Genomic DNA, 11,347 nt, shown 5'->3' with positions numbered 1-11,347 from the left:
GCCTGACCCTCCTCGTCGATGGTCAGCGCGATCAGCGCCGCGCCGTGCTCAGCGGCCAACTGAGTGACCTTCACGAAGCGCGACTCGGGCCCGTCACCGTCCTCGTAGTTCACCGAGTTCAGCACGGCCCGCCCGCCGAGCTTCTCCAGCCCTGCCCGCAGCACCGGCAGCTCGGTGGAGTCCAGCACGATCGGCAGGGTCGAGGCGGTCGCGAACCGGCCGGCCAGCTCCTCCATGTCCGCGACCCCATCGCGGCCCACGTAGTCGACGCACAGGTCGAGCATGTGAGCGCCCTCGCGGATCTGGTCACGGGCCATCTCCACACAGTCGTCCCAGCGCGCCTCCAGCATCGCCTCACGGAACTTCTTCGACCCGTTGGCGTTCGTCCGCTCACCAATGGCGAGGTACGAAGTGTCCTGCCGGAACGGGACGGTCTGGTAGAGCGAAGCGGCACCCGGCTCGGGACGCGGCTCCCGGACGGCCGGGGCGAGGTCACGGGCCCGGTCGACTACCTGGCGCAGGTGCTCCGGAGTCGTACCGCAGCACCCACCCACCAACGACAGCCCGTACTCCTGGACGAACGTCTCCTGCGCGTCCGCCAGACCCTCGGGACCGAGCGGGAAATGCGCGCCGTCCTTGGTCAGCACCGGCAGACCCGCGTTCGGCATGCACATCAGCGGGGTGCGCGAGTGCCGGGCCAGATAGCGCAGGTGCTCGCTCATCTCGGCCGGGCCGGTCGAGCAGTTCAGGCCGATCAGGTCGATACCGAGCGGCTCCAGGGCCGTCAGGGCGGCGCCGATCTCGGAGCCGAGCAGCATGACGCCGGTCGTCTCGAAGGCGAGCGAGCAGATCAGCGGCACGTCGACGCCCAGCGCCTCCATGGCTCGGCGCGCGCCGATCAGGCTGGACTTGGTCTGCAGCAGGTCCTGCGTGGTCTCCACGATCAGGGCGTCCGCGCCGCCGGCGAGCAGGCCCTCGGCGTTCTGCTGGTAGCCGTCGCGCAGCACGTCGTACGCGATGTGGCCGAGCGAGGGCAGCTTGGTGCCGGGGCCCACCGAGCCGAGGACCCAGCGCTGGCGGCCGTCCTTGGCCCCGAACTCGTCGGCGACCTCGCGGGCGATGCGGGCGCCCGCCTCGGACAGTTCATGGATCCGGTCGGCGATCTCGTACTCGTTCGCCGCCGAGTGGTTCGCGCCGAAGGTGTTCGTCTCCACGCAGTCCACGCCGACCGCGAAGTACTCCTCGTGCACCGAGCGCACGATGTCCGGCCGGGTGAGATTCAGGATCTCGTTGCAGCCCTCAAGGTTCGCGAAGTCCTCAAGCGTGGGGTCCTGCGCCTGGAGCATGGTGCCCATCGCGCCATCGGCCACCACCACCCGGGTGGCGAGCGCCTCGCGGAGTGCTGCGGATCGGGTCCTGCTGTCGGCGGAAGGGGTCGGCGACGGGGCCATGGATGTACTCCCTGGGATGCGACGGCTGTCGGCTTTGCGGCTTCGGCGGAGGCCGCACCTGGCCAGCGTAGCCGGGCGGCGTCCTGACCCGTCACTCTGTCCCACGAATCGGACTGCATGCTGTTCCGGGGGCTGTCCGGACCGGCGGGGTACCGCAGACTTCTCCCACGATCGAGCACTGGTCGGCATCGACCGATAGTGTTCAGCATTGTCGAACCACAGTGGAGGAGTACGGCGCGATGGCCAAGAACATCCAGTCGCTGGAGCGGGCGGCCGCGATGCTGCGACTGCTGGCGGGCGGCGAGCGGCGACTGGGACTCTCCGACATCGCCTCCTCGCTGGGCCTGGCCAAGGGCACCGCCCACGGCATCCTGCGTACGCTCCAGCACGAGGGCTTCGTCGAGCAGGACGACACCTCCGGCCGCTACCAGCTCGGCGCCGAGCTGCTGCGCCTGGGCAACAGCTATCTGGACGTCCACGAGCTGCGGTCCCGCGCGCTGGTCTGGACGGACGACCTGGCCCGCTCCAGCGGCGAGAGCACCCATCTGGGCGTACTGCACCAGCGTGGCGTCCTCATCGTCCACCACGTCTTCCGGCCCGACGACAGCCGGCAGGTCCTGGAGGTCGGGGCCATGCAGCCGCTGCACTCCACGGCCCTGGGCAAGGTGCTGTCCGCCTACGACCCGGTGGCGCACACGGAGGCCATGGAGGCCGAGCGGCAGTCGTTCACGCCCCGCACCGTCACCGATCCGCAGGAGTTCGAGTCGATGCTCGACCTGATCCGCGCACGCGGCTGGGCGGCCGACATGGAGGAGACCTGGGAGGGCGTCGCCTCGGTGGCCGCGCCGATCCACGACCGGCGCCGGATGCCGGTCGGCGCAGTGGCCGTGACCGGCGCGGTGGAGCGGGTCTGCGTGGACGGCGAGCTCAGGCCCGACCTGATCGCCTCGGTACGCGACTGCGCCCGAGCGGTCTCCCGGGATCTGGGCGCCAGGCGCTTCTGAGCCCCGTAAGGAATCATCGGATATGGGTCTCACGATCGAGTTGTAGGCCACAGACCCCTTGACGCCCCATTCACCCGAGAGGAACACTGCCGTGCATCGGTCGGCATTGTCGAACACTTAACGGAAACAAGCGTTATGGTGTGACAAGTGCCTAGGGCCGGTAACGCCCTCACCTGAGGGCGCGGACCACCGGAGGGACCCGGGGTTCGGCTTCCTGGACGAAGGACAAAGGAGTCGCGGGTGTCCAGCTCCGACATCTTCATCGGCGAGACCATCGGTACCGCCGTACTCATTCTGCTCGGCGCCGGTGTCTGTGCCGCCGTCACCCTCAAGCACTCGAAGGCACAGAACGCCGGCTGGGTCGCGATCAGCTTCGGCTGGGGCTTCGCGGTCCTGACCGGCGCGTACATCGCGGGCGGCGTGTCCGGCGCACACCTCAACCCCGCCGTCACCATCGGCCTGGCGATCGAGGGCGGAACCAAGTGGAGCGACGTACCGCTCTACCTCGCCTCTCAGCTCCTCGGCGCGATGATCGGCGCGGTGCTGGCCTGGCTGGTCTACTACGGACAGTTCCGGGCGCATCTCACGGATCCGGAGGTCCTCAAGGCCCACACGGGTGACGAGGGCATGGTCGACCAGGCCGCGGCCCCCAAGGCCGGACCGGTGCTCGGCGTCTTCTCGACGGGCCCGGAGATCCGTAACGCCGTACAGAACGTCGTCACCGAGATCATCGCCACCATCGTGCTGGTCCTGGCGATCCTCACCCAGGGCCTCAACGACAAGGGCAACGGCCTCGGCGCACTCGGCGCGCTGATCACCGCTCTGGTCGTCGTCGGCATCGGCCTCTCGCTCGGCGGGCCGACGGGGTACGCGATCAACCCGGTCCGCGACCTCGGTCCGCGTATCGTGCACGCGCTGCTTCCGCTGCCGAACAAGGGCGGTTCCGACTGGGGCTACGCATGGGTCCCGGTCGTCGGCCCCCTGATCGGCGGCGCGCTCGCGGGCGGGCTCTACAACCTGGCCTTCGCGTGAGACACCGGACCCAGAGCCGTAACCCCAAGACCTCACAGACCTCCGGGAGCACACCGTGACCGACGCACCTACCACCGGCACCCACGGAACCGGGCCGTTCATCGCGGCCATCGACCAGGGCACCACCTCCAGCCGCTGCATCGTCTTCGACAAGGACGGCCGGATCGTCTCCGTCGACCAGAAGGAGCACGAGCAGATCCTGCCGAAGCCGGGCTGGGTCGAGCACGACGCGACCGAGATCTGGGAGAACGTCCAGGAGGTCGTGGCCGGCGCCATCGTCAAGGCGGGCATCACCGCCGCCGACGTGAAGGCCATCGGCATCACCAACCAGCGCGAGACGACGCTGATGTGGGACAAGAACACCGGTGAGCCCGTCCACAACGCCCTCGTCTGGCAGGACACGCGCACCGACGCGCTCTGCCGGGAGCTCGGCCGCAACGTGGGCCAGGACCGCTTCCGCCGCGAGACGGGCCTGCCGCTCGCCTCGTACTTCGCCGGGCCCAAGGTCCGCTGGCTGCTCGACAACGTCGAGGGGCTGCGCGAGCGGGCCGAACGGGGCGACATCCTCTTCGGCACCATGGACTCCTGGGTCATCTGGAACCTGACCGGCGGCACCGAGGGCGGCGTCCACGTCACCGACGTCACCAACGCCTCCCGCACGCTCCTGATGAACCTGCACAAGATGGCGTGGGACGACAAGATCCTCTCCTCCATCGGCATCCCGGCCGCGGTGCTGCCCGAGATCCGGTCCTCGGCCGAGGTCTACGGCCACGCCAAGGGTGGCGTGCTCGACGGCGTGCCGGTCGCCTCGGCGCTCGGTGACCAGCAGGCCGCGCTGTTCGGCCAGACCTGCTACTCCGAGGGCGAGGCCAAGTCCACGTACGGCACCGGCACCTTCATGCTGATGAACACCGGTGAGACGCCCGTCAACTCCTACAACGGGCTGCTGACCACGGTCGGCTACCAGATCGGCGACCAGAAGCCGGTCTACGCCCTGGAGGGGTCGATCGCCGTCACCGGTTCGCTGGTGCAGTGGATGCGCGACCAGATGGGCCTGATCCAGTCCGCGGCCGAGATCGAGACCCTGGCCCTGTCGGTCGAGGACAACGGCGGTGCGTACTTCGTGCCCGCCTTCTCCGGACTGTTCGCCCCGTACTGGCGCCCCGACGCCCGCGGCGTCATCGCCGGTCTCACCCGTTACGTCACCAAGGCGCACATCGCCCGTGCCGTACTGGAGGCCACCGCCTGGCAGACCCGCGAGATCAGCGACGCCATGACCAAGGACTCCGGCGTCGAGCTGACCGCGCTCAAGGTCGACGGCGGCATGACCTCCAACAACCTGCTGATGCAGACCCTCGCCGACTTCCTGGACGCACCCGTGGTGCGGCCCATGGTCGCCGAGACCACCTGCCTCGGCGCCGCCTACGCCGCCGGCCTCGCCGTCGGCTTCTGGCCGGACACCGACGCGCTGCGCGCCAACTGGCGCCGGGCCGCCGAGTGGACCCCCCGCATGGACGCGGACACCCGCGAACGCGAGTACAAGAGCTGGCTCAAGGCCGTACAGCGGACCATGGACTGGCTCGAAGACGAGGAGTAGAGATACATGACCACCCTGCAGAGCGTCCCCGCCCTCGGGACGCATCCGGCCTCCGGCTCCCTTCCGAGCCGCGCCGCGACCCGGGAGCAGCTTTCCAAGGCGACGTACGACCTCCTGGTGATCGGCGGCGGCATCCTGGGCATCTCCACCGCCTGGCACGCCGCGCAGTCCGGACTGCGGGTGGCTCTGGTGGACGCCGGTGACTTCGCCGGCGCCACCTCCTCCGCCTCCTCCAAGCTGCTCCACGGCGGTCTGCGCTACCTGCAGACCGGCGCGGTGAAGCTGGTCGCGGAGAACCACTTCGAGCGGCGTGCGGTGTCCCGTCAGGTGGCACCGCACCTAGCCAACCCGCTCACCTTCTACCTGCCGGTCTACAAGGGCGGGCCGCACGGCGCCGCCAAGCTCGGCGCGGGCGTGTTCGCGTACTCGGCGCTCTCCGCCTTCGGCGACGGCGTCGGCCATGTGATCAGCCCGGCGAAGGCGCAGCGCGATGTTCCGGAGCTGCGGACCGACAACCTGAAGGCCGTCGCGGTCTACGGCGACGACCAGATGAACGACGCGCGGATGGCGCTGATGACGGTCCGCGCGGCCGTCGAGGCGGGCGCCGCCGTGCTCAACCACGCCGCCGTCACCGGGCTCCGCTTCACCAAGGGCCGGGTGACCGGTGCCGATCTGCGGGACGCCGTGGACGGTACGGAGTTCGGCATCAACGCCCGTCTGGTGCTGAACGCCACCGGGCCGTGGGTCGACCACCTGCGCAAGATGGAGAACCCGGACGCGGCGCCTTCCATACGCCTGTCCAAGGGCGCGCACCTGGTGCTCAAGCGCACCCGCCCGTGGAAGGCCGCGCTCGCCACCCCGATCGACAAGTACCGCATCACGTTCGCCCTGCCGTGGGAGGACATGCTGCTGCTCGGCACGACGGACGAGGAGTACGAGGGCGATCCGGCGGATGTCGCGGTGACCGAGAAGGACACCGCGCAGATCCTGGACGAAGCCGCGTTCTCGGTCCGGGACCAGCAGTTGTCGCGGGATCTGATCACGTACTCCTTCGCGGGTCTGCGGGTGCTGCCGGGCGGTCCCGGCGGCACGGCCAAGGCCAAGCGCGAGACCGTCGTGACGGAGGGCCGCGGCGGGATGCTGTCGGTCGCGGGCGGCAAGTGGACGACGTTCCGCCACATCGGCCGGACGGTGATGAACAAGCTGGCCGCGCTCCCCGGCCATCCCCTGGCCGAGGACATGGAGCCGATGGCCCGGCTGCCGAAGAAGCTCCCGCTGCCGGGGATCGCCAACCCGAACGCGGTGGCGCACCGGCTGCTGGTCGACGGCGGCACGCCTGGGCCCCGGATGTCCGCCGACACCGCACGGCACCTGGCCACGCACTACGGTTCGCTGTCCTTCGACATCGCCCGGCTGGCCAACGAGGACCCGGTGCTCGCGGAGCGCATCCACCCGGACGCGCCGGAGATCTGGGCGCAGGTCGCCTACGCGCGCGACCACGAGTGGGCCGAGACGGCGGACGACGTGCTGCGGCGCCGCACGACGCTGACCATCCGGGGTCTGGCCACGGACGAGATCCGGGCCGGCGTCGAGTCCGTGCTCGGGGACCGCAGGAGCTGACCGGCCGGGAGGGGGCGGCATCCATCCGTGGACGCCGCCCCCTCTCGTATGTACGGAACCCATGTGCACGAAACCGGGCGAATCTCCGCGCCTCGGGGGTGGTCGTCGCACAGGTTGTCCCGAAGGGACTGTGGACCGCCGTCGGGGACGCATAATGGAGCGATACATCGGATGTCTGGAGGTCGCCCATGGCTGTCACTGACGAGGCCATCGAGAAGATCAAGGGAATGATCGTCTCGGGTGCGCTACGGCCCGGCGATCGTCTCCCCAAGGAGAGCGAACTCGCCGCGGAGCTCGGCCTGTCCCGCAACTCACTGCGGGAGGCGGTGCGCGCCCTGTCGCTCATCCGCATTCTCGACGTGCGCCAGGGCGATGGCACGTATGTCACCAGTCTGGATCCGCAGTTGCTCCTGGAGGCGCTGAGCTTCGTGGTGGACTTCCACCGCGACGACACGGTGCTGGAGTTCCTGGCGGTCCGCCGGATCCTGGAGCCGGCCGCGACCGCGATGGCGGCGAGCCGGATCACCGAGGAGCAACTGGACCTGCTGAGCTCCCAGCTGGACGCCCTGGGCAGCCGCCCCTCGGTCGAGGAGCTGGTGGCCTGCGATCTGGAGTTCCACCGGGGCATCGTGCAGTCGTCCGGCAACTCGGTGCTCTGCTCACTGCTCGACGGACTCTCGGGGCCGACGACCCGGGCCCGGGTCTGGCGCGGTCTGACCCAGGAGGACGCGGTGAGCCGCACGCTGCACGAGCACCGGGCGATCGTCTCGGCGCTGCGGGACCGCGACGCGGAGGCCGCGCGGTCGTGGGCGACGGTGCATGTGGCCAGCGTGGAGCAGTGGCTGCGGTCGACGCTTTAGGCGGGACGCGGGGTGCGGGGTGAACCGGGGCTCCGCCCCGCACCCCGCGCCTCAAACGCCGGCGGGGCTGAAAAGGTCAGCCCCGCCGGCGTTTTTCGAGCGTGCAACGCTCAGTCCTGCTTCTCGCCGCTCGCGAAGCGGGAGATGACCAGGGCGACGATGATGATCGCGCCGTTGAGGAACTGGTTCCAGAGGGCCGGGACGCCGCCGAGGGTCATCACGTTGACCACCAGCTGGAGCGTCAGAACGCCGGTCAGCGCGCCGAACAGGGTGCCTCGGCCGCCCTTGAGACTGATGCCGCCGATCACCGCGGCCGCGAACACCTGGAAGATCCAGCCGTTGCCCTGCGTCGCGGCGACCGCCCCGTAGTGGCCGGTGTAGAGGATGCCCGCGAAGGCGGCCAGCAGGCCGCCGATGGCGAGCACGATCCAGGTGACCCGGTCGACCCGGATACCGGCGGCGCGCGCCGCTTCCGGGTTGCCGCCGATCGCGTACAGCGAGCGCCCGTGGCGCAGCCAGGCCAGTGCCGCGCCGCCGACCGCGAAGAGGAACAGGCAGATCCAGACCGCGGCCGGCGCGCCGAGCCAGGAGGTCTTGCCGAGGTAGCGGAAGGACTCCGGGACGTCGGTGATGGACTTGCCCTCGGTGATGCCGATGTGGAGTCCGCGCAGCATGGTCAGCATGCCGAGCGTGGCGATGAAGCCGTTGACCCGCAGTTTCAGCATCAGGAAGCCGTTGATCGCCCCGATGACGAGGCCCACCAGCAGGCAGAGCGGAATCGCCATCCAGGTGGGGAGGATTCCCAGGCCGGCGAAGCGGCCGTCGTCGCCGGGCAGCACCAGCCACATGGCGACGACGGGCGCGATGCCGATCGTCGACTCCAGCGACAGGTCCATCCGCCCGCAGATCAGGATGAGGGCCTGGCCCAGGACCAGCAGACTGAGTTCGGAGGACTGCTGGACGACGCTGATCAGGTTGTCCGAGGTGAGGAAGACCGGCGACACGATGAAGCCGATCACCATCAGCACCAGGATCACCGGCACCAGCGAGAAGTCGCTCCACCGGATCAGCTTGAGCCGGCTCAGCGGACTGCCGTCCCCGGGCCCGCCCTTCGGTCCCGCCTCGATGTCGTCGGCCGTGGACGGCCGTATCGTGCCGGTCATTCCCTTTCCCCCACACCTTCCATGGCGGCGACGAGATCCCCGTCGGTCCACCCGCTTGCGAACGTGGCGACCACTCGCCCGTGGAACAGGGCCAGCACCCGGTCGCAGACCCGCAGATCGTCCAGCTCGTCGGAGACGACGACCGCGGCATTGCCCTCGTCGGCCACCCGCCGGACGACCCCGAGGAGCGAGTCCTTGGACTTGACGTCCACGCCCGCGGTGGGCCGGACGGCCACCAGCACGCTGGGCCTGCGGGCCAGCGCGCGGGCGACCACCACCTTCTGCTGGTTGCCGCCGGAGAGCCCGGCGACGGGCTGCTCGGGGCCCTGGGTCTTGATGTCCAGTGAGTCGATCATGCCCCGGGCGAACTCCCGCGTACGGGAGGGCAGTACGGTCCCCCACGGCCCGAGCTGGTCGGCGACCGTGAGGGTGGCGTTCTCCGCGACGCTGCGCTGCAGGACCAGGCCCTGGTCGTGCCGGTCCTCGGGGATGTAGCCGATCCCGGCGGCCAGCGCGTGCGGCACGCTTCCCGGGCGCACGGTCTCCCCGTGCACCCGGACCGTGCCGCCGCCCTGCTTGCGCATCCCCGCGAGCACCTCGCCCAGCGCGGTGTTGCCGCTGGCCGCGGAGCCGGCCAGGCCGAGCACCTCGCCGGGGCGCACCTGGAGGTCCAGCGGTTCGAACCGGTCCTCCAGGGTGAGCCCCTCGACGCTCAGGACGGGCGCCGCGGAGGCGTCGGGCGGGGTGGTGGTGCCGGCCGCGTGCCAGGCGACGGCTCCGCCGGACTTCTCGCCCGTCATCGCCGCCACCAGCTCCGTCTTCGCCACGTCCGCCACCGGGGCGGTCAGTACGTGCCGGGCGTCGCGGTAGACGGTGACGGCCGTGCAGAGCTCGTACACCTCCTGGAGGTGGTGGGAGATGAAGAGGAACGCCACTCCCTGGCTCTGCAGTTCCCTGAGCTTGTCGAAGAGCCGCCCGATGCCGCGGGCGTCGAGCTGGGCGGTCGGCTCGTCGAGGATGATCAGCCGCGCGCCGAAGGACAGCGCGCGGGCGATCTCGACGAACTGACGCTGCTCGACGGCGAGATCGCGGGCCCGGGTGTTCGGGTCGACCTGGACGCCGTAGTCCGCCAGGAGCTGCTCCGCGCGCTTGCGCAGCCGTCCCCAGCTGATCCAGCGGGCGTTGTCGTCGAACCGGTTGAGGAAGAGGTTCTCCGCGACGGTCAGGTCGGGGACGACCATGGACTTCTGGTAGACGCAGGCGACCTTCGACTGCCAGGCCGTGGTGTCCCCGAAGGCCGGCGCGGGTTCCCCGCCGAAGGTGACCGTGCCCGCGTCCGCCTTGTGGAGCCCGGTCAACACGCTGACCAGGGTCGACTTGCCCGCGCCGTTGCGGCCGACGAGCGCGTGCGACTCGCCCGGCAGCACGGTGAGCTTCACCCCGTCGAGCGCGACGGTCGGTCCGAAGCGTTTGACGACGCCTTCCGCCTGTACGGCAGGTGGTGGTGCCTGGTCCATGGCTACTTCTTCTTCTCCAGCTGGTTGGCCCACAGCTTCGGGTCGTCGACGTTGTCCTTGGTCACCAGCGGGGCGGGCAGCTGGTCCTCGAAGCCGTTCGGGATCTTGATGATGGTGGAGTCGTGGTCGGTCGGTCCCTCCTTGAAGGTCTTCCCGTCCAGCGCCGCCTTCGCGTAGTACAGCGCGTACTTCGCGTACAGGTCGGCGGGCTGGGAGATCGTCGCGTCGATCTTCCCGGCCTTGATGGCGTCGAACTCCTCCGGGATGCCGTCGTTGGAGATGATGGTGATGTGGCCAGGCGAACCGGCCGGCTTCAGCAGCTTCTTCTGCTCCAGGAGCGCGAGGGTCGGCTGCAGGAAGACGCCGCCGGCCTGCATGTAGATGCCGTTGATGTCGGGGTGCGCGGCCAGTGTCGACTGGAGCTTCGCGGAGGCGACGTCGCCCTTCCAGTCGGTGGCCAGCTCGAACACCTTGATGCCCGGGAAGTCCTTGTCCATGCAGGACTTGAAGGCCTCGGAGCGGTCGCGGCCGTTGATCGAGGACAGGTCGCCCTGGAATTCGACGACCTTGCCCTTGCCCTTGAGCTGCTCACCGAGGTACTTGCAGGCGTTGGTCCCGTACGCCTTGTTGTCGGCGCGCACCACCATGTAGATGTCGCCCTTGTCGGGGCGGGTGTCGACGCTGATGACCGGGATCTTCTTCTCGTTCAGCGTGTTCAGCGACTCGGCTATCGCGCCGGTGTCCTGCGGCGCCATCACCACGGCCTTGGCGCCTTGGTCGGCGAAGGTCTGGACGTTGGCGACCAGCTTGCCGATGTCGTTCTGCGAGTTGGTCAGCGGCAGCGCCTTGACCTCGCCGCCCTTGACCCCCTTCTGGACGTAGTTCTGGTAGGAGTTCCAGAAGTCGCTGTCGCTGCGCGGCAGGTCGATGCCGACCTTCCCGCCACCCGCGCCGTCGTCCGATGATTCGCGGTTGCAGCCCGCGAGGGCAGTGACGGCCAGCAGTACGGCGCAGGCTGCCGCACTCGTCGTACGCACTCTCATTGGTGTCCCGTTCCTTTGTGGAGTACCGGCTCGGAGATCTGTTGGCATGTGCTGGGGTGC

The 11,347-nt window shown here is 69.6% G+C and carries 9 protein-coding genes; 5 read left to right on the top strand and 4 right to left on the bottom strand.

Annotated features, from left to right (window positions below; genetic code table 11):
* A partial coding sequence (locus ACZ601_RS32070) for a homocysteine S-methyltransferase family protein (RefSeq protein WP_469544565.1) occupies positions 1 to 1,451 on the bottom strand: 1,451 nt, incomplete at its 3' end.
* A 239-nt stretch (positions 1,452 to 1,690) separates the two neighbouring features.
* Between ACZ601_RS32070 and ACZ601_RS32065 the strand changes: the two genes are divergently transcribed.
* From ACZ601_RS32065 to ACZ601_RS32045, 5 genes are all read left to right on the top strand, one after another.
* Positions 1,691 to 2,455 (top strand): IclR family transcriptional regulator, encoded by a 765-nt coding sequence (locus tag ACZ601_RS32065; protein ID WP_440574981.1) that lies wholly within the window; start codon positions 1,691 to 1,693, stop codon positions 2,453 to 2,455.
* A gap of 240 nt (positions 2,456 to 2,695) precedes the next feature.
* Entirely contained in the window at positions 2,696 to 3,487 is a 792-nt protein-coding gene (locus ACZ601_RS32060) for an MIP/aquaporin family protein (RefSeq protein WP_440574980.1), read from the top strand.
* Positions 3,488 to 3,542: 55 nt separating this feature from the next.
* Positions 3,543 to 5,084 (top strand): glycerol kinase GlpK, encoded by a 1,542-nt coding sequence (glpK, locus tag ACZ601_RS32055; protein WP_440574979.1) that lies wholly within the window; start codon positions 3,543 to 3,545, stop codon positions 5,082 to 5,084.
* 6 nt (positions 5,085 to 5,090) lie between these two features.
* Positions 5,091 to 6,704 (top strand): glycerol-3-phosphate dehydrogenase/oxidase, encoded by a 1,614-nt coding sequence (locus ACZ601_RS32050; protein ID WP_440574978.1) that lies wholly within the window; start codon positions 5,091 to 5,093, stop codon positions 6,702 to 6,704.
* Positions 6,705 to 6,892: 188 nt separating this feature from the next.
* A complete protein-coding gene (locus tag ACZ601_RS32045) occupies positions 6,893 to 7,564 on the top strand; it encodes a FadR/GntR family transcriptional regulator (protein WP_123468707.1) in 672 nt (223 codons plus the stop codon).
* 110 nt (positions 7,565 to 7,674) lie between these two features.
* Here the strand turns inward: ACZ601_RS32045 and ACZ601_RS32040 are convergent, their stop codons facing one another.
* From ACZ601_RS32040 to ACZ601_RS32030, 3 genes are read right to left on the bottom strand one after another with little or no spacing between them, the layout of a single operon-like run.
* Positions 7,675 to 8,727 carry an ABC transporter permease gene (locus ACZ601_RS32040; RefSeq protein WP_327336108.1) on the bottom strand — a complete coding sequence of 351 codons (1,053 nt, stop codon included), beginning with the start codon at positions 8,725 to 8,727 and terminating at the stop codon, positions 7,675 to 7,677.
* Complete coding sequence (locus tag ACZ601_RS32035; protein ID WP_469544559.1) at positions 8,724 to 10,244, bottom strand: sugar ABC transporter ATP-binding protein; 1,521 nt, start codon at positions 10,242 to 10,244, stop codon at positions 8,724 to 8,726. Before ACZ601_RS32035 ends, ACZ601_RS32040 begins: the two co-directional genes overlap by 4 nt.
* Before the next feature lie 2 nt (positions 10,245 to 10,246).
* Entirely contained in the window at positions 10,247 to 11,287 is a 1,041-nt protein-coding gene (locus tag ACZ601_RS32030; protein ID WP_440574976.1) for a sugar ABC transporter substrate-binding protein, read from the bottom strand.
* Positions 11,288 to 11,347: the final 60 nt, after the last annotated feature.

The sequence above is a fragment of the Streptomyces sp. NPDC104307 genome, from assembly GCF_055584045.1.
The sequence above is the reverse complement of the archived record's forward strand: the minus strand, read 5'-3'. Positions and strand labels throughout refer to the sequence as shown.

Excerpts from the sequence above, each read along its gene's own strand:
- ACZ601_RS32065 (WP_440574981.1), top strand. The coding sequence starts at position 1,691 with ATGGCCAAGAACATCCAGTCGCTGGAGCGGGCGGCCGCGATGCTGCGA.
- ACZ601_RS32050 (WP_440574978.1), top strand. The coding sequence starts at position 5,091 with ATGACCACCCTGCAGAGCGTCCCCGCCCTCGGGACGCATCCGGCCTCC.
- ACZ601_RS32035 (WP_469544559.1), bottom strand. The coding sequence starts at position 10,244 with ATGGACCAGGCACCACCACCTGCCGTACAGGCGGAAGGCGTCGTCAAA.
- ACZ601_RS32030 (WP_440574976.1), bottom strand. The coding sequence starts at position 11,287 with ATGAGAGTGCGTACGACGAGTGCGGCAGCCTGCGCCGTACTGCTGGCC.
- ACZ601_RS32040 (WP_327336108.1), bottom strand. The coding sequence starts at position 8,727 with ATGACCGGCACGATACGGCCGTCCACGGCCGACGACATCGAGGCGGGA.
- ACZ601_RS32045 (WP_123468707.1), top strand. The coding sequence starts at position 6,893 with ATGGCTGTCACTGACGAGGCCATCGAGAAGATCAAGGGAATGATCGTC.